Here is a 20,837-nt window from a genome sequence, read left to right on the forward strand (position 1 = left end):
CCGTGACCACCCCCGTGAGCACCGACGCCGGCAACGCCACCGAGACCGACGCCGCTGCCGGCCCCTCCGCCCCCACGTCCACCACCCGGGCAGCTGCCGGGCAGGGTCGCCGCGACGACGTCGTCGCGCAGGACGAGACTGGCACCGTGACCGACTACGCCGCCCTCGTCGCCCGCCTCGACCTCGAGACCAAGGTGCGCCTGCTCACCGGGGCCACCTCCTTCACCCTGCACGGCGAGGACTCGATCGGGCTGGCCCCGATGGCGTTCTCCGACGGCCCGACCGGGGTCCGCGGGCTGAAGTTCACCGGCGGCGAGGAGGTCGCGCTCGTCCCCACCGCCACCCTCCTGTCGGGGGCCTGGAACGAGGACACCGCCCGTGAGGTCGGCGAGCTGCTCGCCGAGGAGGCCGAGCGCCAGCAGATCCACGTCGTGCTCGGGCCGACCATCAACCTGCACCGCACGCCGCTCGGCGGCCGGCTCTTCGAGGCGTACTCCGAGGACCCGCTGCTCACCGGCCGGCTCGCCGCGGCATACGTCAAGGGCCTGCAGGACAAGGGAATCGGCGCCTGCCCCAAGCACCTGGTGGCCAACGAGTCGGAGACGCTGCGCAACTACATGAACTCGGTGGTGAGCGAGGAGGCGCTGCGCGAGGTCTACCTGCTGCCGTTCGAGATCGCGGTCGACGACGCGAACCCGTGGTCGATCATGGCGGCCTACAACGACGTCAACGGCGTCGCCGCCACCGAGCAGGACCACGTCAACAACGAGGTGGTCAAGGGCGAGTGGGGCTGGGACGGGCTGCTCATGTCCGACTGGTTCGCGACCAAGACGTCCGCGCCCGCTGCACTCGGCGGCCTCGACCTCGTCATGCCCGGCCCCGACGGCCCGTGGGGAGAGGCGCTGGTGGCGGACGTGCGCTCCGGGGCGGTGCCCGAGTCGGTCGTGGACGAGCACGTCGTGCGCCTGCTCCGGCTCGCCGAGCGCGTCGGCGCGCTGGGCGCACCGGAGGACCGCCGCACCTGGCCCACCGACTCTCCCGCCCCGGACTCACCGCAACGCCGCACCCAGCTGCGCCGCCTGGCCACCGACGGGATGGTGGTGCTGCGCAACGAGGACGGCGTCCTCCCGCTGTCCGGCGAGCAGACCGTTGCCCTCGTCGGCCGGCACGCGGTCGACACCGCCTGCATGGGCGGCGGCTCCGCGCAGGTGAACCCGCCGCACCAGGTGTCCGTCGCCGACGGCCTGCGCGCGGTGCTCGCCGACCGGCTCACCGTGGTCGACGGCGTCGAGGTCCGCGAGCGCGCCCTGCCCGCCCCGACCGAGGCGGTTCGCGACCCGCGCACCGGCACGCCCGGCCTGCACGTCGAGCACGTGGACGCGGACGGCGCGGTCATGCTCGCCGAGCACAGCGACTCCAGCTCGGTGACCACCGGCTGGGACGACACCCTCCCCCGCCCGACCGAGCAGCTGCGGCTCTCGGCCCAGCTCGTCGAGGGCGGCCCGGTGCGCCTGGGCGCCAGCGGCACCGGCCGCTGGCAGCTGCTGGTCGACGGCACCGAGGTGGGCTCGGCCGACCTCGCCGCCGAGGGCGCGGACCCGGGCGAGTCCATGCTCAAGCCGCCGGTCTGGACCACCGACCTGGACCTGCCCGCCGGCACGCTCGTCGAGGCCGTCCTCACCGTCGTCCGGTCCGAGCCGCAGCCCGGCCCGGACGGGAAGATGAGCACCCTGTCGCACGCCATCGCCTCCGGCATGGGCATCAAGTCGCTCGTGGTCGCGCCGGTTCCCGCGCCGGCGGACGAGGTCATCGCCTCGGCCGTGGGGGCGGCCCGCTCGGCCGACGTCGCGGTCGTCGTCGTCGGCCTCACGCCCGAGCAGGAGACCGAGGCCACCGACAAGACAACGCTCGCGCTGCCCGGTCGCCAGGACGACCTCGTCGCCGCGGTGGCCGCAGCCGCCCGTCGCACCGTGGTCGTCGTCAACGCCGCCACCCCCGTGCTGATGCCGTGGGCCGGTGAGGTCGACGCCGTCCTCGTCGTCGGGCTCCCCGGCCAGGAGGGTGGCCACGCCGTGGCGGACGCGCTCCTCGGGGTGCGCGAGCCCGCCGGCCGGCTGGTCACCTCGTGGCCGGCCGCCGACGGTGCCGCCCCCGCCTGGGACGTCGAGCCCACCGACCTGCAGCTCGAGTACACCGACGGCACCTTCGTCGGGTACCGCGGGTTCCACGCCGGGCGCGCGCCGGCGCCCGCGTACTGGCTCGGCGCCGGTGAGGGCTACGGCTCCTGGGAGTATGCCGACGCCGGCCTCCTCGGGACCGGTGCCGGTTCCGAGGGTGCGGCGGGTACGGCCGACGTCGGGGGTGCCGGCGGCGCCGGCACGCCTTCCGTGCAGGTGACCGTGCGCAACACCTCGGCCCGGGACTCCCGCGAGGTCGTGCAGGTCTACTTCCAGCCGGCCGAGGAGGACCAGCCGGTCCGGCTCGTCGGCTGGACCGGGGTCACCGTCCCGGCCGGCGGCGAGGCGACGGTCGAGGTGACGACCGAGGCGCGGCTGTGGCGTCGCTGGGACACGGACGCGGGTGCCTGGGCGTCCCTGTCGGGTGCGGGTGAGCTCCTCGTCGCCCGCGGCCTCGGGGACGTGCGCCACCGCATCCCGCTGGGGTGAGCCCACGGCATACGCTGGCCGACGTGTCCGCCACCCCCGCCGCCAGCCGCCCCCGCCGGGGACGCGGCCGGCCGCGGGGTGGCGGCGCGCCGGCGGCCACGCGCGAGCGGATCGTGGCGGCGGCCTCCGAGCTGTTCGCCGAGCGGGGGTTCCACGCGACGCCGATGACCGCGGTGGCGGAGGCGTCGGGCCTGTCGCAGACGGGGCTGCTGCACCACTTCCCGTCCAAGGAGGTGCTGCTAGCCGAGGTGCTCGAGCAGCGCGACATCCGGGACCTGGCCGCCATGTCCGAGCGGCACGGCGGGGCCGCACGGGGCTGGGAGGTCCTTGACGACATGGTCGACCTCGTGCGCACCAACGCCGGGCGCGAGGGGTTCGTGCGGCTGTTCACCAGCCTCGCCGGTGAGGCCGTCGACCCGGCGCACCCGGGGCACGAGTGGCTCGGACGGCACCACGCGGCCGCCGTCGCGGCGATCACGACAGCGCTCGGCGAGGCCGTCGAGGACGGCCAGGCCGACCCCGACCTGCCGGCGGCCGGCATCGCCCGGCAGGTCATCGCGCTCATGGACGGCCTGCAGCTGCAGTGGCTGATGGACCCGCAGGTCGACATGGCCGCCCATGTCGCGGACTACGTCGCCACCGTCCGGGCGCGCTGGGGTCGCTGACACCGTCGGCCCCCGGGAGGCGATCGGGTTCGGTGAGGGCTGCGGCGTCCCCGGGCCCTCAGAGCGAGGCGCCCCCGCAGACCTGCCAGTGCTGGCCGGTCACCATGGCACCGTCCGGCCCGACGAGGTGGGCCACGAGGGCGGCGACCTCCTCGGGCTCGACGAGGCGCCCGAGCGGAGGCAGCGCCACGGGGGTCGCGGCACGACGGGGGTCCTCGAGCATGGCGGTGCGTGTCGGGCCCGGCTCGACCACGTTGGCGGTGATGCCGCGGGGCGCGAGCTCCTGCGCCCACGAGCGGGCGAGGCCGCGCAGAGCGGCCTTGCTCGCGGCATACAGGCTCTTGCCCGCCACCCCGCCCGCCGTGCGGCTGCCGACGAGCACGATGCGGCCGCCGTCCTCCAGGCGGCCGACGAGCGCGTGCGCGAGCGTCGTCGCGGCCCCGACGTGCACGTCGTACATGCGGCGCCCGGAGTCAGGGTCGAGGTCGGCGAGCATCCCGCTCTCCTGGAAGCCGGCGGCGTGGACGAGCGCCCGCACCGATGCCAGGTCGGCGGTCGCGGCGGCCGGGGCCCCGGGGTCCGACAGGTCGCACCCCCGCCAGTCCAGGCCCTCGAGGCCCGGGTCGCGCCGCGACAGCCCCACGACGTTCCAGCCGTCGGCCAGCAGGCGCACCGCCACGGCGCGACCGATGCCCGAGCTCGCGCCCGTCACGACGGCCGTCCGGGCGCCGGCAGTGCTCGCGCGGATGCCGGCGGCGGTCATCACGTCCGGTCAGCCGCCGTCTGGCCGGCGCCGGGGACCTCGCCGGCAGGGACGCGCACGTAGCGGATCGCCCTGCGGTGGTGGGTGAAGGCGACGTGGACGGTGCCGTCGGCACCCTCGACGACCGAGGGGTAGCTGAGCTCGCGGTTGAGCCCGTCGCGCGAGTTGTTCGACAGGGCGTAGCCGTCGCCGTCCGCGAGCACCCGGCGCCACGGCCAGGTGCGGCCGTCGTCGCCCGACACCGCGAGCGTCAGCGGTGCGCGGGGGGCGCCCCAGAAGGCGACCCGCGGAGCTGCCACGTCGGGCGTGGTGCCGCCGTGGCCGACCTGCACCGCCGCGGCGCCCACGACCTCCGCCCGCTCGTCTGTGAGGGCGACCACCGCGGGAGCAGCGCCCTCGGCGATGCCGTCGTCGTCGATCTCGTCGTAGAGGGAGGCGCGGCGGGCGGTGGCGTCGAGGCGGCTCGACTCGTTGAGGACCATCGCCGTCCGTCCACCGGTGAGGCGCACGGCCTGGATCGAGGAGTTGTTGTTGGGCAGCTCGGTGGGGACGGGCGCGCTCCAGGCGATGCCGTCGGAGGAGGCGCTGCGGTGGACGTGGTCGGCCCAGCGGCTGCGGTAGAACGCGGTCCACCCGCCGCCGCCGGCCGGGGGCACGACGCACATGTGCACGGCCCCGGTGGAGTCCGGGACCGGCTGCTCCTGCCAGTGCGCGCCCGCGTCGTCGGACACCCAGACGCTGCTCGTGTCCCGGTCGCCGACCCACCGCTCGCCGGGCATCGGCACGCAGGCGAAGGTCGGCAGCACCCACCGGCCGTCCGGCAGCACCACCGGCGGCTGGCGGACGAAGACGCCCTCGCCGTCCTTGGCGAGCAGGGTCCGCTGGTCGTCCCACGTCCGGCCCGCGTCGGCCGAGGTGCGCACGCGCACGACCGCCGTGTCCTGGTTGCCGGCGCGCTGGGCGGTCCAGAACAGCCAGAGCACCCCGTCGGGGGCGACGAACAGCACCGGGTTCTGCTCCGAGAGGTCGGGGTCGTCGCTGAGCCGCACCGGCTCCGACCACGGTGAGCTCTCGTCGTCCGGCCGCCGCGAGAACCAGACGCAGATGTCGGCCACGCCCTCCTGGGTGCCGCCGAACCACACGCACCCGAGGTCACCGCCGGGCAGGACCGCGAGGTTCGCCGCGTGCGCCTGGACCGTCGGGGAGGGCAGGTAGGCCTCGAGCAGCCCGTCCGCGCGGGGGCGCAGCACCCCGTCCGCGACCACCTCGGCGGCAGGGAGGCGCGAGGTGGCCGCGGGGCCGGTGGAGCCGGCCCTCGTGGCGGCGCCCGGGGTGTGCGCCGGGACGCCGGGGCTCACCGGTCGCCCCGCGCCGCGGAGAGGTGGTCGGCGGCCGCCCGCTCGAGGTGCACGAGGTCGGAGGAGACGGTCGCGAAGGTGAACCCCTCGGCCAGCCGCTTGGCGGCGTCGGCACCGGCGGGCGTGTGGATGCCCGCGGCGACACCGGCAGCGGCGGCCGCGGTCCGGATGCGCTCCAGCGCCGCCTCGAACACGTCGGCCACGGCGGGGTCGCCCGGGAAGGCACCGCCGACGGCGAGGCACAGGTCCGACGGCCCGACGTAGACGCCGGTCAGCCCCGGGACGGCGCAGATCTCCTCGACCGCCTCCAGGCCCTCGGGCGTCTCGATCATCGCGAGGCAGGCGATCGCGGCATTCGCCTCCGCCGGCACCGGACCGACCCGAAGTCCGGAGCGCATCGGGCCGTACGACCGCGTCCCCTGGGGCGGGTACGTCGCGGACGAGACCGCGCGGGCGGCGTCCTCGGCCGAGTTGACGAGCGGCACGATGACACCGGCCGCGCCGGCGTCGAGCGCCTGGCCGATGAGGAACGGGTCGTTGGCGCCGACCCGCACCAGGCCGACCGACCGGCCGCCCGCGTCGACAGCCGTCAGCGCGCGCAGGATGCCGGAGTACTCGACGAGCCCGTGCTGACCGTCGACGCACACGTAGTCGTAGCCCAGGCGGGCGATCCGCTCCGTGGCGACGGGGGCGTCGAGCACGACCCAGTAGCCGACCGCCGCCTCACGGCGGCGCAGCCGGTCGGTGAACGCCCTGGCGGTCGGGGGCACGGGCTCGGTGGTCAGGGGCTGCGTGGTCACTCGGGTCTCCGGTGTCGGTGTCGGTGTCGGTCAGCGGTTGTATGCCGGCATGGGGCCGTCCAGGGTGCGGCCCACCTCCGCGCAGGCGTCGAGGACGTCGGCGGGCAGGGGTCCGCGGTCGGCGACGGCGAGGTTGGCCCGCAGCTGGTGGGGCTTGGAGCCGCCGAGCAGGACCGCCGAGACGACCTCCTGCGACAGCAGCCAGCGCAGGGCGAGCTCCGGCAGGCCGAGACCGGCGTCGCGCGCGATGCCGTCGAGCGCCTCGACCGCATCGAACAGCGCGCGGTTCCAGTAGCGGTCTCGGTACATCTGCGACAGGGCCGACGACCCGAACCTGCCCTCGCCGGGCGCCTCGTCGAACCGGTGCCGGCCGGTCAGCAGGCCCCCGCCCAGCGGGTTGTAGACGACCGTGGCGAGCCCGTGGGTCGTGGCGAACTCGGCATACTCCTGCTCGATCCGGCGGGCCACGAGGTTGTAGAGCTGCTGGGCGACCACCGGGCGCGGGGCGCCGGCGCGGTCGCACGCCGCCTCGACGTCCGCGACCTGCCAGGCCGCGTAGTTCGAGACCCCGAGGGCCCCGACGAGGCCCTCGTCGACCAGCTCGGCCAGGGCCGCCGCCGTCTCGTCGAGCGGCACCGACCGGTCGGGCTGGTGCAGGTAGAGCAGGTCGACGCGGTCGGTGCCCAACCGGCGCAGGCTCGCCTCGAGCGAGGGGCGGATGCCCTCTCGCGACAGCAGCGGGTGCCCGCCGGCGTCGCCGGCGTAGATGCCGACCTTGGTCGCGATGCTCACGTCCTCGAACCGGCCGCGAAGGACCTCGCCGAGGATCTCCTCACTGCGCCCACCGGCATACCCGTTGGCGGTGTCGATGGCGGTGACGCCGGCGTCGAGCGCGACCTGCACCATCTCGCGCGCGGTGTCGAGGTCGGCGGTGTCGCCGAACGTCATCGTGCCGAGCACGAGGCGCGGCAACGGCTTGACCAGCCCGGGCAGGGGGGTCGTCGCGGTGGCGGTCACGAGGCCACCGCCTGGGCGGCAGCCTGGTTCTCGGCGGCGCGGGCCGCGGCGATCGCCCGGACCACGTCGCGGGGCTTGCGGCCCGACATGAGGGCCGGGTCGAGGGCGCTGCGCCGCAGCTGGCGGGTGTACTCCTCGCGCGGACGCGTCAGCAGCTCCTCGGTGTCGCCCTGCTCGACGACCTGCCCCCGGCGCAGGACGAGCACCTGCTCGCTGATCGCGCGGACGACGCCCAGGTTGTGCGAGATGACGAGGTAGGTCAGCCCCGTCTCCCGGCGCAGCTCGGCCAGGATCTCCAGCACCTGCGCCTGCACGCTGACGTCGAGGGCGCTGGTCGCCTCGTCGAGGACGAGCACCTCCGGGTCGGACGCGAGCGCCCGGGCGATGCCGATGCGCTGGCGCTGGCCGCCGGAGAACTCGTGCGGCTTGCGGTCGAGGGCCGAGGCGGGCAGCCCCACCTGGTCGATGAGCTCGCCGGCCCGCTTGCGCCGGGCGGACCCGGACCGCTCCCCGCGGGCGCGCATCGGCTCGGCGACGATGTCGCGGGCGGACAGGTGGGGGTCCAGCGAGCCGTACGGGTCCTGGAACACCATCTGGATGCGGTGCCGCAGCGGCCGCAGCTGGCGCTCCCCGAGGGTGGCGAGGTCGGTGCCGTCGAGGACGACCGAGCCGGAGGTCGGCTTCAGCAGCCGGACGAGGGCCTTGGCGATGGTGGACTTGCCCGACCCGGACTCGCCGACGACGGCCAGCGAGCCACCCGCCGGGATCGAGAACGACACGTCGTCGACCGCGCGGTAGGCGTGCTCGCCCGAGCCGTACTCGACGACGAGGTTGCGGACCTCCAGCAGTGGGGCTCCCGGGGTGCGCTGGCTCTGGGTGCTCACGCGACGTCTCCCTTCGTGGTGAGCAGGCGCGGGCGGTGGGCCGGCTCGGCGGCGCCCGCGACGGGCAGGGCGACAGGTTCGGGCGTCGCCTCGGGGTCCTGCCAGGCACCGAGGGCCGGTATGGCGGCGAGCAGCTGGCGCGTGTACGCGTGCTGCGGTGCGTCGACGACCTGCTCCACCGGGCCGCTCTCGACGAACGAGCCCGCCTTCATCACGTGGATGCGGTCGCTCATGAGGCGGGCGACTCCGAGGTCGTGGGTGATGAGCAGCATGGCCGCGCCCGTCTCCTCCTGGATCTCGAGGAGCAGGTCGAGGATGCCGGCCTGCACCGTCACGTCGAGGGCGGAGGTCGGCTCGTCCGCGACGATGAGGTCGGCCTCGGCCGACATCGCCATCGCGATGAGCACGCGCTGCAGCATCCCGCCCGACAGCTGGTGCGGGTAGGACTTCAACCGGCGCTCGGGCACGCTGAGGTGCACCTGGCGCAGCAGCTCCAGCGCCCGGGCCGAGGCGTCCCGCTTGCCGAGCTCGGGGTGGCTCAGGCGGATGGCCTCGACCATCTGCCGCTCGATCGTGGCGATGGGGTTGAGCGCCGTCATCGGGTCCTGCGGGATGAGGGCGACCGTGCGGCCGCGCAGCGCGGTGATGTGCTTGCGGGTGCCGACGACGTCCTTGCCGTCGATGGTGGCCGTGCCGCCGAGGACGGCGAGGTCGTCGGGCAGCAGCCGCAGCAGGGCCATCGCGGTCGTGGACTTCCCCGACCCCGACTCGCCGATGATCGTCACGGTCTCGCCGCGGTCGATGTGGAAGCTCACGCCGTCGACCGCGCGGACGACGCCGTGCGGCGCCATGAGGTCGACCGTCAGGTCCTGCACGTCGACGATGCTCATGACTCGCTCCCCGCCTTGGCGCGGCGGACCCGGTCCCGCAGGCCGTCGCCGAGCAGGTTGACCCCGAGGACCAGCAGCGCGATCGCGATGCCCGGGACGGTGACGAGCCACCACTCACCGGTCACGAACAGCTCGCGGCCGTCGGAGATGATGCCGCCCCACGTCGGGTACGGCCGCTGCACGCCGGCGCCGAGGAAGGACAGCGCGCTCTCGAGCAGCACCGCCTGGGCCAGGAGGAGGAACACCACGACCAGGGTCTGGGACAGGATGTTGGGGATGATGTGCCGCACGATGATCGTCATGCGGCGCAGGCCCAGGACCTGGGCCGCGGCGACGTACGGCTTCTCCCGCTCCACGAGCACCAGGGCCCGGGTGAGGCGGGCGGGCTCGGGCCACTGCGCGAGCGCGATGACGAGGGTGATGACCGGGACCGACGGCCCGAACAGCGCGACGACCAGCAGCAGCATGAGCAGCAGGGGCAGCGACATCTGCGCCTCGAGCAGCCGGGAGACGACCGAGTCGACCCAGCCGCCGAGGTAGCCCGCAGCCGCGCCGGCGACCACGCCGACCACGCCGGAGAGCAGGATCGCGAGGAAGCCGATCAGCAGCGAGGTCTGGCCGCCGAAGAGGATGCGCGACAGCAGGTCGCGCCCGTTCGGGTCGGTGCCGAGCAGGTGCCCCGGGCTGAGCGGCGGCAGGTGCGAGGCGGAGAGGTTGCCGCGCAGCGGATCGGGCAACGGCAGGACGTCGGCCAGCACGACCGGCAGGACGACCACGGCGGCGCAGACCGCGCCGAGCCAGATCTTGACGGTGCTGTACCGCGCCTTGCGGGCGGCCGCGGACCGGCGCAGCAGTCGCGCCGGGACGGCGACGCGGGGGCGGGGCAGGGCGGTGTCGCTCATGCGCGGGCCTCCTGTCCGAGTCGGACCCTGGGGTCCATGAGGGGGTAGAGCAGGTCGACCAGGAGCTGGACGACCAGGGCCAGGACGACGGTCACCAGGACCGTGGCCTGGATCAGCGGGAAGTCGCGGCGCTGGAGCGCGTCGACGACGAGCTCGCCGACACCCGGCCACTTGAAGACGACCTCGACGATGACCACGCCGTTGAGCATCGCGGCGAACCGGGTGCCCAGGGCGGTGACGACCGGGATCGCGGAGTTCGCGAACGCGTACCGCCAGGTGAGGCGACGCTCGGAGACCCCGCGCGAGCGGGCGATGGTGACGTACGGCGCGGTGAGGTTCGTGACCATCTCGCGCCGCACGAGCCGGGAGATCAGCGCCACCTGCAGGATGACGATCGTCAGGCAGGGCAGCACGATCGAGCTCATCGAGGTGAAGCCGGAGGGCGAGAAGATCTGCAGGTTCACGGCGAAGACGATGAGCAGCACGAACCCGATCCAGAAGTCCGGCATCGACTGCCCGGCGATGGTCGCCATGTTCGCCCCGAGCTCGGGGGCGGTGTCGCGCCGGCGTGCCATCCACACCCCGAGCGGGACCGCGACCAGCGCCGTGACGACGATCGCGACCACCGCCAGGGTGATGGTGTACGGGAGCCGTTCCATCACCACGGACAGGGCCTGCTGGCGGAACTGGAAGGACTGCCCGAGGTCCCCGCGCAGCACCTGACCGAGGTAGGTGAGGTACTGCTGCAGGACCGGCTGGTCGAGCCCGAACTGGTGGCGGATCGCCTCGAGCTGCTCCGACGACGGGTTCGGCGGGGCGTAGTTCACGGCGGGGTCGCCCGGCGCCATGCGGAGCAGGATGAAGACGGCGGTGACGGTCATCCAGGCGGTGAGCACCGTCTGGGCGACGCGTTTGAGCACGTACCGGCGCATGGGGTCAGCCTGACACCTTGACCTTGGACAGGTCGTAGGAGTTCGCGGGCGACAGGTCGAGCGCGGTGACGCGCTTGCGCTTGGCCAGGACGACGTCCGGGGTCCACGCCCACATGGCCGGCCAGAGCGCCCAGATCTTCTTCTGCGCATCGGCGAGCAGCGCGTTGCGCTTGCCCTCGTCGGCCTCGCCGGAGGCCTGGTCGAGCAGCGCCACGACGTCCGGGGCGACGAAGCCCTGGTAGGTGTCGCGGGTCTTCTCCTTCTCGGGCGTCCCGCCGTACTGGCCCTGCAGGTTGGTCAGCGCCAGTCCGGTCTGGTTGCCGTAGCCGTTGGCCAGCACGTCCCAGTCGCCGGCCTCGCCGCGACGCCACGCGTTGATGTCGCCGCCCTTGGGGATCATCTTGAGGACCGACTTCACGCCCACGTCGGACAGCATCCCCGAGATCGCCTCGAGCACGCGGGCCGCACCGGCGAACTCCGAGTCCTCCCAGATGAAGGTGAGGCTGAGGTTCGAGACGCCCGCCGCGGCCAGCATCGACTTCGCCTTGGCCGGGTCGAAGGTGTAGTCGCCGGTCTTGACGTAGCCCGCGAGGGTCGTGGGGACGACGCCCTCGGCGGAGCGGACCAGCCCGTTCATCAGGCTCTTGATGAGGGCGTCGTGGTCGACCGCGTGCGAGAGCGCCTCGCGCACCTCGGGCCTGGACAGCGGATGGGACGACGGCTTGCGGAAGTTGTAGAACAGGTGGATCAGCCGGGTGCCCGGCTCCTGCACGATGTCGATGTCCTTCTTGGTCTTCAGCGAGGCGGTCGACTCTGGGGTGATCGTGTCGATGACGTCGGCCTGCCCGGAGGTGATGGCGATGACGCGGGCGCCCTCCTCCTCCTGGTAGGAGACCTTGACCTCCTTGAGCAGCGCCTTCTCACCCCAGTAGTTCTCGTTGCGCACGAGGCGGTAGGTGCCGGTGCCCGAGTCGGCCTCCGCGACGGTGAACGGGCCGGACCCGATGCCGTCGCGCAGCTCCTCGGGCTTGTTGGCCTTGGCCGGCGTGATGAGGATGTTCGACATCAGCGAGTTGAGCGTCGCGAGCGGCTTCTTGGTCGTCAGGGTGAAGGTCTTGTCATCGACCTTGGCGAACATCGGCTGCTCGGGGAACTGGGAGGCGACATAGCCGGCCTTGACCTGGAAGTAGAGCTTGAGCGCGGTGTCGACGTCCTCGACGGTGACCGGGGACTTGTCGGAGTAGTGGATGCCGTCGCGCAGCGTGACCGTCCACACCGTGGGGGACGTCTGCTCGAAGGACTGCGCCAGGACGAGCTCGGGCTTGAGGTCGTTGCCGATGCGCGTCAGGGCCTGGCGCACCGCGCGCTGCACGGTGACCGCGGCGTCGTACTGGTTCAGCTTGTTGTCCAGGCTCACCAGGTTGCGGTTGAGGACGATGCTGATGCTGCCGCCGTCGGCCGCGGCGGACCCGCCGGACCCGGCCGCCGACTGCGGACCGGCGCAGGCGCTCACAGCGGCCCCGACGGCGGTGCTGAGGCCGATGAGGCCGGCGAACTGCAGCACGGCTCGGCGGGACACACCCTCGCTCCCGGAAACGGTGGCCTCGAGGGACCGGACGATGTCGGACATGAACTTCCTCCTTGAAGTCTCCGGGGATGCGCCCAGGGGGGCGTCTCTGCTCCGACGGCCACGATGACACAGTTGCGCGTTGTGCGCAATACCTGTAGCGTGAAATGCGTTATGTGAACGCTGGTGCAGAGCCGCACCGCTTCTCCAGCCACTGGCGTGAGCACGCACCACCACCGCGAAAACCGCTGTGGTACTTGGACTTCGAAGGGCTCGGGGAGGTCGCGTCGATGACGGAGCAGCTCATCCTGGCCGACGACCTTTCCGGCGCGTCGGAGGCTGCGGCGCAGTTCTTGTTGCGCACAACGCGCATTCAGGTGAATTGTTCACCGCAGCCGCAGCCGCAGCCGGCGGCCGACACCCGGGTCCTGTGCATCGACCTGGACACCCGGCACGAGCCGCAGCCCGCGGTCACGGGGCAGGTCCGCACGGCGCTGGCAAGCGCCGGCTGCCCCCAGCACGTGCTGGTCAAGGTCGACTCCCTGCTGCGCGGCACCCCCGAGCACCTCGTGCGCGCGGTGCGCGAGGCGCTCACGCCACCCGGGTCCCTGGCACCCGCCGCGGTCGTCTGCCCCGCCACCCCGGCCCTGGGCCGCACGGTCGTCGACGGCGTCGTGCGCGTCGCCGGCCGGCCGCTGCACGAGACGGACCTCTGGCACGCCGAGCACCGCACCCCTCCGCGCAGCGCAGCCGAGGCGCTCCCCGGGCTGGACGTCGTGGACGTCCCGCTCGATCTCGTGCGCGGTCCGCGCAACCGGCTGGTCGCCGTCCTGCACGACGCGGCCCGCGCCGGCCGGACCTGTTTCTGCGATGCCGAGGTCGATGCCGACCTCGACGCCCTCGTTGCCGCGGCCGCCGAGCTGCCGGGCGCCGTGCTCGTGGGTGCGGGCGGGCTCGCCGCCGCTGCCGCCCGCGCCCTCCCACCCGACGCGCAGGAGCGGTCCGTATGCCGTGACACCGCCGCATCCGCACCCCGCGTCCTCGTCGTGGCCGGTTCTGCGGCACCGAGCCTCGCCTCGGAGGTGGCGGAGCTGGCGGCTGCCGGCGCCGACCTGGTGGAGCTCACGGTCGCCGACCTGCTCGCGGGCAGCGCCCGTCTTCCCGACCTCGGCGCCACCGCGCCGGTCACCGTGGTCCGCCCGGCCGCGGCACCCGTCGACCCGTCAGTCTCCACCCGCCTCGTCGCAGCACTGGCCGAGGCCGTCGCGCCGGCCGCACCGCCCACCGCCGCCCTGGTCCTCACCGGCGGCGAGACCGCCCGCGCCGTCCTCGACCGGCTCGGCGTGCGCAGCCTGCGACCCGTGCACGCGGACGCCGGCGCGGTCACCGCGCTGGCCGACGACGGGCGCACCGTCGTCACCCGCCCCGGAAGCTTCGGCCACGGCGCCGCCCTGGCCGACATCGTCACGACCCTCACCCACCCACCCCACCAGGAGCCGTCATGAGCACACCCCCCACCATCGCCGTCACCATGGGCGACGGCGCCGGCATCGGCCCCGAGATCGTGGTGCGGGCGCTGCTCGACCCCGAGGTCACCGACAGCGCGCACTGCGTCGTGGTGGGCGACGCCCGGCGCCTGCGCACCGCGGCGGGCATCGTCGGGCTGGAGGCCGACGTCGTCGCGGTCGACGGTGTCGCGGACGCCGAGTACACCCCCGGTCGCATCAACGTCATCGACCTCGGCATGCTGCCGGAGGACCTGCCCTTCGGCCAGCTGTCCGCCGTCGCCGGCGACGCGGCGTACCACTACATCCGCGTGGCCAGCGAGCTCGCGATGGCGGGCGACGTCCAGGCCATCTGCACCGCGCCGCTCAACAAGGAGGCCCTGCACGCCGGTGGGCACGTCTTCCCGGGGCACACCGAGCTGCTGGCGAAGCTCACCGACACCCCGGAGGTGTCCATGATGCTGTCCACGCCGCGGGTCAAGGTGATCCACGTGACCACCCACATCGGCCTCATCGACGCCGTCGCCAAGATCGAGCCGGGGCTGGTCGAGCGCACCATCCGCCGCGGCCACCGCGCCCTGGTCGACGCGGGTGTGAGCCACCCGCGCATCGGTGTCTGCGGCATCAACCCCCACGCTGGCGAGAACGGCCTGTTCGGCCACGGCGAGGAGGAGTCCAAGGTCAACCCGGGCGTCGAGGTGTGCCGCGCCGACGGCATCGACGTCCACGGCGCCCTGCCCGCCGACACGCTCTTCTTCCTCGCCGGCCGCGGCGACTACGACCTCGTCGTCGCCATGTACCACGACCAGGGCCACGGTCCGGTGAAGGTGCTGGGGCTCGAGGCCGGCGTCAACGTCACGGTGGGCCTGCCCGTCATCCGCACCTCGGTCGACCACGGCACCGCCTTCGACATCGCCGGCAAGGGGATCGCCGACCACCGCTCGATGGTCGAGGCCCTGCGGCTGGCCCGGGAGATGGCGCCCGAACCCGTCGCCTCGTGAGCGCCGCGTCGACTAGGGTGCGCCCAACCATGGACAGGCTTCGATCCGGACCCCGGCGCGACCGCATCGTGGAGATGGCCTCGTCGAACGGGCTCACCAGCGTCGAGGAGCTCTCGGCCACCTTCGGCGTCACTCCCTCCACCATCCGGCGCGACCTCGCCCTGCTCACCACGCAGGGCAAGCTGGCCCGCACGTACGGCGGGGCGCTCAGCCTCGAGCCGCACCCCGAGGCCTCCCTGCGCCAACGGCTCGGCCAGGCCCACGCCGCCAAGCGCGCGATCGCGGCCTGGGCGGCCTCGCAGATCGTCCCTGGCGAGAGCGTGCTCCTCGACGGCGGGTCGACGACCGCGGCGCTCGCCCAGGCGCTCACCGGGCTCCGGCACCTGTCGGTGTCGACCATCGGCCTGCCCGCGCTCGAGGTGCTCGTCGAGGCCGAGCCCGAGGACCTCGAGATCGTGCTTCTGGGCGGCCGGCTGCGGCCGATGAGCCAGAGCTTCGTCGGGCCGGTCACCGAGCAGGCGCTCGAGCGCATGACCTTCGACCGGGCGTTCATGGGCGCCGACGGCGTCCGCGCCGACCGGGGCATCAACGAGAAGGACCTCGAGCAGACCCGGCTCAAGGAGCTCATGATGGGCCGCGCCGACCACGTCTACGTCCTGGCCGACGCCTCGAAGATCGGCCAGGCACCGTTCCACGCCTGGGCCGTCATGCCTGCGCGCTGGACCCTGGTCACCGACTCCGGGGTCGACCCCGCCGCGCTCGAGCCGTTCCGCGCCAAGGGGATCGAGGTCGAGGTGGCACCCGACCTGCCGGTCACCGACTGACCGCCGACGCCTCGTCGGTACGGTGGCGCGGTGCGCACCGCAGGAGGGGACGGCCCGGAGCAGCCCGGACCCGAGCAGCCCGGCCCTGGACAACCCGGGCCTGGGGAGCCCGGCTCGGGCCAGGCGGGCGACGTCCTGCGGCTCGCGGTCCCGGCCTTCCTCGCCCTCGTCGCCGAACCGCTCTTCCTGCTCGCCGACTCGGCGATCATCGGCCACCTCGGCACCGCCCAGCTCGCCGGCCTCGGCGTCGCCAGCGCCACCCTCATCACCGCGGCGAACATCTTCGTCTTCCTCGCCTACGGCACGACATCGATCGTGGCCCGGCAGGTCGGGGCGGGCAGCGAGCGCGGCGCCCTGACCGCCGGGGTGGACGGCACCTGGCTCGCAGTCGGCCTCGGGGCGCTGACCGCGGTCGCGGTGGGCCTGGCAGCCGAGCCCCTGTGCCGCCTCTTCGGCGCCTCCGGCGCGGCCATCGACTACGCCACGACGTACCTGCGGATCTCCGCCCTCGGCATCCCGGCCATGCTCGTCGCCCTCGCCGCGACCGGCGTCCTGCGCGGGCTGCAGGACACCCACACCCCGCTCGTCGCCTCCGTCGTCGGTTTCACGTCGAACATCGCGCTCAACCTGCTCTTCGTCTACGGCTTCCACTGGGGCATCGCGGGCTCGGCCTGGGGCACGGTGATCGCCCAGACCGGCATGGCGGCCGGCCTCGCGACCGTGCTCGTCGGCCACACCCGCCGCGCCGGCGCGACCCTGCACCCGCACCCCGGACGGGTGCTGCGGGCCGGGCTCACCGGCATACCGCTGCTCGTCCGGACGCTGGCGCTGCGCGCGATCCTGCTGCTCACCACCTGGGTGGCCGCCGGGCTCGGCGACGTGCCGCTCGCGTCGCACCAGGTGGCGACGACGGTGTGGAGCTTCCTCGCCTTCGCGCTCGACGCGCTCGCCATCGCGGCGCAGGCGCTCACCGGCAAGGCGCTCGGGGCCGGCGACGTGGTGGGTGCGCGCTCGGCCACGACCCTGATGCTGCGCTGGGGGGTCTGGGGCGGCGCGGTCCTCGGCCTGCTGCTGCTCGCAGTCCACCGCCTGCTCCCGGCGCTCTTCACCACGGACCCGGCCGTCCGCTCCGCCCTCGCCGCGGCCCTCGTCGTCGTGGCCCTCGGGCAGCCGCTCGCCGGGTACGTCTTCGTCGTCGACGGCGTCCTCATCGGCGCCGGCGACGGCCGCTGGCTGGCCGGCGCGATGGCCGCCACGCTCGTGCTCTACGCGCCGCTGGCGGTGTGGGTCCACCTCGCCGGTGACGGGCTGCTCACCCACGGGGCACCGTATGCCGTGACGGTGCTGTGGGTGGTGTTCACGGCCTTCATGGCGATCCGGGCGGCGTTCTTCTGGTGGCGGGTCCGCGGCGACGCCTGGGTCGTCACCGGCGCCTCCCGCTAGGCCGGCTCGACCACCGCAGCCCTCCCCCTCTCCCGGATCACCTCCCAGCATTGGGGGCCCGAGCGCTCGCGATCCCGAGCGCTCGGGCCCCCAAACCGACGTCGGCGGGGCCGCCGCAGGCGCAGGTCAGGAGGAGACGCGGGTGGCGGCCTCGCGACGGGGGTCCCCGGCGGCGGCGAGGCTGCCGTCACCCCCACGCCAGGCGGCACCCACCCCGCCGAAGAACATCGAGCGCGGCCCGTGCGAGTACGCCGGCAGGCCGAGCGCCTCGATCGCGGCCACCAGCGCCTCGTCGTCCTCGTGGTCGACCTGCACGTCGTCGCCGTCGAGCACCCGCACGTGCACCCGCGGGGCGTCGATCGCCTCCTGCACCGGGTCGCCGTGCAGGCAGTGCCGCGCCAGCACCTGCATCAGCGCCGTCGTGATCCGGTCGGCCCCCGGGCTGCCGACGGCGAGCACGGAGCCGTCGCTCGCCCTGGCCACCGAGGGCGCCATGTTCGAGGCGAGCCGGGTGCCGGGTTCGAGGGCGTGCAGGCCCAGCCGGTTGAGCTCGGGCTCGCCGAGGCAGTTGTTGAGCATCATCCCGGTGCCGGGCACGGTCGCCCCCGACCCGTAGCCGCTCGACGCCGTGATCGCGCACACCGTCCCGTCGCTGTCGGCTGCCGACACGTGCGCCGTCGACGACGACGTCGGCAGGCCGGCGAGGCCGTGCCGCTCGACCGTCTCGAGCAGCGCGTACCCGTCCTCCTCGAGGTCGGTCGACAGGTCGTGCACCCGGGTGCGGTAGGTCAGCACCCTGCGCTGCACATCGACCACCCGGGCCCAGTCCCAGCCCTCGGCGGCCGCGAGCTCGCCCAGCATCACGGCCAGCATCGGGCCGCCCACCGACGGGGGCGGGTTCGTGGCCAGGTCCCAGTCGCCCAACGGGATCCGCAGCGGCGTGCGCACCTGCGCCCGGTATGCCGCGAGGTCCGCGGCTGTGACCAGCCCGCCGCGCTCGTCCATGTCGGCCGCGATCCGTGCGCCGAGGTCCCCGGTGTACAGGCTGCGCGCACCCTCGGCCCCAATGTGCTCGAGCGTGGTCGCGAGGTCGGGGTTGGGGACGAGGTCGCCCGCCTGCACCGGGCTGCCGTCCGCCCGACGCACGAGTGGCCGGGTGTGGGGGTCCCAGCCGAAGACGCTCTCGCCGGTCAGCGCGAGGTAGCTTGCCGCCGCGGCGCCCACGGCATACCCGTCCCGGGCAGCGGTGACGCTCGGGGCGAGGACCTCGCCCCACGGCGCGGTCCCGTGCCGGTCGTGGGCGACCCCGAGGGCGGCGAAGGCGCCGGGCGTGGCGACGCTGCCGTGCCCGGCATACAGGGTGAGCCCGCCGCCGTAGCTGGTGGTCACCTCCCGCAGGCCGCTCCCGAACCGATCGCGCGGCAGGCCCCGGCCCGGCATCTCGACGTTCCCGTCGACGACCTCCGGCTCGCCGCCGGCAGGCCACACGGTGACGAACGCTCCGCCGAGCACCGACACGATCCCGGGCTCGGTGGTCATCGCCGCGACCATGGCCGCGATCGCGGCGTCGACCGCGTTGCCCCCGGCCGCGGCCGCCGCCATCCCCGCGTCGGCGGAGACCGGACCCGTCGCCGCGACCGCCACCCGCCTGCCCATGCGGACCATCCTGACCCGAGCCGCCGGTCCGCGCCACGGCACGACGCCGCAGGGGGAGACGACGACGCCCGGTCCGACTCCCTGGGAGCCGGACCGGGCGTGGTCGGTCGTGCGCTGGTGTCAGCCGGCGACGACGTCGAGCTTGACCGTGGCCTGTACCTCGGGGTGCAGCCGGACGGTCGCCTGGTGCGAGCCCACCGACTTGATCGGGGTGGGGATCTCGATCCGGCGGCGGTCCAGCTCCGGGCCACCGGCAGCCTTGACGGCGTCGGCGACGTCGGCCGGGGAGACCGCACCGAACAGGCGGCCGGCCGCACCGGCGTGGGCGACGACCTTGACGGTGCCGTTCTCGAGGTTGCCCTTGATGGACTTGGCCTCCTCGAGGGTCTTCACCTCGCGGACCTCGCGGCCCTTGGCGATGGCGTCGACCTGCTTCTGCCCGCCCTTGGTCCACGCAGTGGCCAGGCCACGGCGGAACAGGAAGTTGCGGGCGTAGCCGTCCTTGACGTCGACGACGTCACCGGCGGTGCCGAGGCTGCTCACCTCGTGCGTCAGGATGACCTTCATGTCAGTTCCTTCCTAGCGCCCGAGCTCAGCGGGACGAGCTGGAGTAGGGCAGCAGCGCCATCTCGCGGGCGTTCTTGACCGCGGTGGCGATGAGCCGCTGCTCCTGGACGGACACACCGGTCACCCGGCGAGCGCGGATCTTGCCGCGGTCGGAGATGAACTTGCGCAGCAGCGCAGTGTCCTTGTAGTCGATGTTCTCGACCTTCGCCGCCTTCAGCGGGTTGGCCTTCTTCTTGGGCTTGCGCACAACGGGCTTGGCCATCGTGGTGCTCTCCTTCGAGTTTCAGGATGAGCCCTGGTTCCCCAGGGATGGTGGTGGTGCTGTCTTGCTGAGGTGTGCCGTGGGCTTCCCGCGAGCGGTGCGCCACCGGCATACCGGATGATCCGGACCGGTCAGGTCCCTCTGACCAGGTCGATCAGAACGGGGGCTCGTCGTAGGACGGGGCCTGACCCCATCCGCCGCCCTGCTGGCCGCCGCCCTGCTGCTGCTGGCCGCCACCCTGCTGGCCACCGGAGGGACCGGTCGCCCAGGGGTCGTCCTGCTGCTGGCCGCCGCCGTAGCCGCCGCCCTGCTGGCCGCCGCCACCGAAGCCACCGCCGCCACCGCCGGAGCGCTGGGTCTTGTTGACCTTCGCAGTCGCGTACCGCAGCGAGGGGCCGACCTCGTCGACCTCCATCTCGATGACGGTGCGCTTCTCGCCCTCCTTGGTCTCGTACGAGCGAGACTTCAGGCGGCCGGTGACGATGACCCGGGTGCCACGCTGCAGCGACTCGGCGACGTTCTCCGCCGCGTCACGCCACACCGAGCAGCGCATGAACAGCGTCTCGCCGTCCTTCCACTCGTTGCTCTGCCGGTCGAACTGCCGCGGCGTGGAGGCCACAGTGAAGTTCGCGACGGCAGCACCCGAGGGGGTGAAGCGCAGCTCGGGGTCGCCGGTGATGTTGCCGATGACGGTGATGACGGTGTCGCCAGCCATGGAGCGTGTCCCCTGTTCGTGTCAGGTGGTCCGGGTCGCGTGGTGCGGGACCGGGGTTCGGATCGGTGCTGCTCAGGCGCCGGGGCGCAGGAGCTTGGTGCGCATGACCGACTCGTTCAGGCCGAGCTGGCGGTCCAGCTCCTTGGCCGTGGCCGGCTCAGCGGTGAAGTTGACGACGGCGTAGATGCCCTCGGACTTCTTCTTGATGTCGTAGGCCAGGCGACGACGGCCCCAGACGTCGACGTTGTCGACGGTGCCCTTGTCCTTGGTCACGACGGTGAGGAACTTGTCGAGCGACGGAGCGACCGTGCGGTCGTCCAGCTCGGGGTCGAGGATGACCATCAGTTCGTACTGACGCATGCTGGTAACCCGCCTCCTTTGGTCTGTGGCGGTCACGGTCCTTCCGTGACAGGAGGGTTG

General features: G+C 73.7%; 20 protein-coding genes. 6 read left to right on the forward strand and 14 right to left on the reverse strand.

All coding sequences use genetic code 11. The features are described from left to right. The first annotated feature begins 2 nt into the window (after positions 1–2). Positions 3–2,666: a glycoside hydrolase family 3 C-terminal domain-containing protein gene (locus J2X64_RS07770; protein ID WP_310151956.1), complete on the forward strand. Its 2,664-nt coding sequence runs from the start codon at positions 3–5 to the stop codon at positions 2,664–2,666. A gap of 23 nt (positions 2,667–2,689) precedes the next feature. Then, positions 2,690–3,331, forward strand: coding sequence for a helix-turn-helix domain-containing protein (locus tag J2X64_RS07775; RefSeq protein WP_310151959.1), 642 nt, complete (start codon positions 2,690–2,692; stop codon positions 3,329–3,331). A 58-nt stretch (positions 3,332–3,389) separates the two neighbouring features. Here J2X64_RS07775 and J2X64_RS07780 read toward each other — a convergent pair whose 3' ends face one another. The 9 genes from J2X64_RS07780 to J2X64_RS07820 are packed head-to-tail and all read right to left on the reverse strand — an operon-like array spanning position 3,390 to position 12,507. After that, positions 3,390–4,094 carry an SDR family oxidoreductase gene (locus J2X64_RS07780; RefSeq protein ID WP_310151962.1) on the reverse strand — a complete coding sequence of 235 codons (705 nt, stop codon included), beginning with the start codon at positions 4,092–4,094 and terminating at the stop codon, positions 3,390–3,392. After that, the gene (locus tag J2X64_RS07785) at positions 4,094–5,452 is read right to left on the reverse strand and encodes an exo-alpha-sialidase (protein ID WP_310151964.1); all 1,359 of its coding nucleotides are present in this window, start codon (positions 5,450–5,452) and stop codon (positions 4,094–4,096) included. Before J2X64_RS07785 ends, J2X64_RS07780 begins: the two co-directional genes overlap by 1 nt. Next, positions 5,449–6,222 (reverse strand): HpcH/HpaI aldolase/citrate lyase family protein, encoded by a 774-nt coding sequence (locus J2X64_RS07790; RefSeq protein WP_397444035.1) that lies wholly within the window; start codon positions 6,220–6,222, stop codon positions 5,449–5,451. The genes J2X64_RS07785 and J2X64_RS07790 overlap by 4 nt, the downstream gene beginning before the upstream one ends. Before the next feature lie 60 nt (positions 6,223–6,282). Further along, positions 6,283–7,269, reverse strand: a complete 987-nt coding sequence (locus J2X64_RS07795; RefSeq protein ID WP_310151969.1) for an aldo/keto reductase — start codon at positions 7,267–7,269, stop codon at positions 6,283–6,285. Further along, on the reverse strand, positions 7,266–8,153 hold the full coding sequence (locus J2X64_RS07800; protein WP_310151972.1) for an ATP-binding cassette domain-containing protein: 888 nt from the start codon (positions 8,151–8,153) through the stop codon (positions 7,266–7,268). Before J2X64_RS07800 ends, J2X64_RS07795 begins: the two co-directional genes overlap by 4 nt. Further along, positions 8,150–9,043 (reverse strand): ABC transporter ATP-binding protein, encoded by an 894-nt coding sequence (locus J2X64_RS07805; RefSeq protein WP_310151975.1) that lies wholly within the window; start codon positions 9,041–9,043, stop codon positions 8,150–8,152. Before J2X64_RS07805 ends, J2X64_RS07800 begins: the two co-directional genes overlap by 4 nt. Continuing rightward, positions 9,040–9,945, reverse strand: a complete 906-nt coding sequence (locus J2X64_RS07810; protein ID WP_310151978.1) for an ABC transporter permease — start codon at positions 9,943–9,945, stop codon at positions 9,040–9,042. The genes J2X64_RS07805 and J2X64_RS07810 overlap by 4 nt, the downstream gene beginning before the upstream one ends. Further along, on the reverse strand, positions 9,942–10,877 hold the full coding sequence (locus J2X64_RS07815; protein WP_310151981.1) for an ABC transporter permease: 936 nt from the start codon (positions 10,875–10,877) through the stop codon (positions 9,942–9,944). The genes J2X64_RS07810 and J2X64_RS07815 overlap by 4 nt, the downstream gene beginning before the upstream one ends. A gap of 4 nt (positions 10,878–10,881) precedes the next feature. Beyond that, positions 10,882–12,507 carry an ABC transporter substrate-binding protein gene (locus tag J2X64_RS07820; protein ID WP_310151984.1) on the reverse strand — a complete coding sequence of 542 codons (1,626 nt, stop codon included), beginning with the start codon at positions 12,505–12,507 and terminating at the stop codon, positions 10,882–10,884. 227 nt (positions 12,508–12,734) lie between these two features. On the opposite strand from J2X64_RS07820, the gene J2X64_RS07825 reads away from it, so the two are divergent. From J2X64_RS07825 to J2X64_RS07840, 4 genes are read left to right on the forward strand one after another with little or no spacing between them, the layout of a single operon-like run. Continuing rightward, complete coding sequence (locus tag J2X64_RS07825; RefSeq protein ID WP_310151986.1) at positions 12,735–13,949, forward strand: four-carbon acid sugar kinase family protein; 1,215 nt, start codon at positions 12,735–12,737, stop codon at positions 13,947–13,949. After that, positions 13,946–14,950, forward strand: coding sequence for a 4-hydroxythreonine-4-phosphate dehydrogenase PdxA (pdxA, locus tag J2X64_RS07830; RefSeq protein WP_310151989.1), 1,005 nt, complete (start codon positions 13,946–13,948; stop codon positions 14,948–14,950). Before J2X64_RS07825 ends, pdxA begins: the two co-directional genes overlap by 4 nt. A 29-nt stretch (positions 14,951–14,979) precedes the next feature. Further along, a complete protein-coding gene (locus J2X64_RS07835; protein ID WP_310151993.1) occupies positions 14,980–15,774 on the forward strand; it encodes a DeoR/GlpR family DNA-binding transcription regulator in 795 nt (264 codons plus the stop codon). Between the two features lie 30 nt (positions 15,775–15,804). Beyond that, positions 15,805–17,217 carry an MATE family efflux transporter gene (locus tag J2X64_RS07840; protein WP_397444020.1) on the forward strand — a complete coding sequence of 471 codons (1,413 nt, stop codon included), beginning with the start codon at positions 15,805–15,807 and terminating at the stop codon, positions 17,215–17,217. Positions 17,218–17,343: 126 nt separating this feature from the next. Here the strand turns inward: J2X64_RS07840 and J2X64_RS07845 are convergent, their stop codons facing one another. The 5 genes from J2X64_RS07845 to rpsF form a co-directional block, all read right to left on the reverse strand. Further along, positions 17,344–18,873 carry a gamma-glutamyltransferase gene (locus tag J2X64_RS07845; RefSeq protein ID WP_310151997.1) on the reverse strand — a complete coding sequence of 510 codons (1,530 nt, stop codon included), beginning with the start codon at positions 18,871–18,873 and terminating at the stop codon, positions 17,344–17,346. 120 nt (positions 18,874–18,993) lie between these two features. Further along, positions 18,994–19,440: a 50S ribosomal protein L9 gene (rplI, locus tag J2X64_RS07850; protein ID WP_310152000.1), complete on the reverse strand. Its 447-nt coding sequence runs from the start codon at positions 19,438–19,440 to the stop codon at positions 18,994–18,996. Positions 19,441–19,465: 25 nt separating this feature from the next. Further along, positions 19,466–19,702: a 30S ribosomal protein S18 gene (rpsR, locus tag J2X64_RS07855; RefSeq protein ID WP_056884210.1), complete on the reverse strand. Its 237-nt coding sequence runs from the start codon at positions 19,700–19,702 to the stop codon at positions 19,466–19,468. Between the two features lie 154 nt (positions 19,703–19,856). Then, entirely contained in the window at positions 19,857–20,417 is a 561-nt protein-coding gene (locus tag J2X64_RS07860) for a single-stranded DNA-binding protein (RefSeq protein WP_310152015.1), read from the reverse strand. 72 nt (positions 20,418–20,489) lie between these two features. Continuing rightward, positions 20,490–20,777 (reverse strand): 30S ribosomal protein S6, encoded by a 288-nt coding sequence (gene rpsF / locus J2X64_RS07865; RefSeq protein WP_310152019.1) that lies wholly within the window; start codon positions 20,775–20,777, stop codon positions 20,490–20,492. Between the last annotated feature and the right edge of the window lie 60 nt (positions 20,778–20,837).

It is taken from the genome of Phycicoccus sp. 3266 (assembly GCF_031456495.1).
Lineage (GTDB): Bacteria > Actinomycetota > Actinomycetes > Actinomycetales > Dermatophilaceae > Pedococcus.

Bases quoted from the DNA above. Each gene is read 5' to 3' on its own strand.
- J2X64_RS07780 (WP_310151962.1), bottom strand. From the start codon at position 4,094: ATGACCGCCGCCGGCATCCGCGCGAGCACTGCCGGCGCCCGGACGGCC.
- J2X64_RS07805 (WP_310151975.1), bottom strand. From the start codon at position 9,043: ATGAGCATCGTCGACGTGCAGGACCTGACGGTCGACCTCATGGCGCCG.
- J2X64_RS07810 (WP_310151978.1), bottom strand. From the start codon at position 9,945: ATGAGCGACACCGCCCTGCCCCGCCCCCGCGTCGCCGTCCCGGCGCGA.
- J2X64_RS07815 (WP_310151981.1), bottom strand. From the start codon at position 10,877: ATGCGCCGGTACGTGCTCAAACGCGTCGCCCAGACGGTGCTCACCGCC.
- J2X64_RS07820 (WP_310151984.1), bottom strand. From the start codon at position 12,507: ATGTCCGACATCGTCCGGTCCCTCGAGGCCACCGTTTCCGGGAGCGAG.
- J2X64_RS07825 (WP_310151986.1), top strand. From the start codon at position 12,735: ATGACGGAGCAGCTCATCCTGGCCGACGACCTTTCCGGCGCGTCGGAG.
- pdxA (WP_310151989.1), top strand. From the start codon at position 13,946: ATGAGCACACCCCCCACCATCGCCGTCACCATGGGCGACGGCGCCGGC.
- J2X64_RS07835 (WP_310151993.1), top strand. From the start codon at position 14,980: ATGGACAGGCTTCGATCCGGACCCCGGCGCGACCGCATCGTGGAGATG.
- J2X64_RS07845 (WP_310151997.1), bottom strand. From the start codon at position 18,873: ATGGGCAGGCGGGTGGCGGTCGCGGCGACGGGTCCGGTCTCCGCCGAC.
- rplI (WP_310152000.1), bottom strand. From the start codon at position 19,440: ATGAAGGTCATCCTGACGCACGAGGTGAGCAGCCTCGGCACCGCCGGT.
- rpsR (WP_056884210.1), bottom strand. From the start codon at position 19,702: ATGGCCAAGCCCGTTGTGCGCAAGCCCAAGAAGAAGGCCAACCCGCTG.
- J2X64_RS07860 (WP_310152015.1), bottom strand. From the start codon at position 20,417: ATGGCTGGCGACACCGTCATCACCGTCATCGGCAACATCACCGGCGAC.
- rpsF (WP_310152019.1), bottom strand. From the start codon at position 20,777: ATGCGTCAGTACGAACTGATGGTCATCCTCGACCCCGAGCTGGACGAC.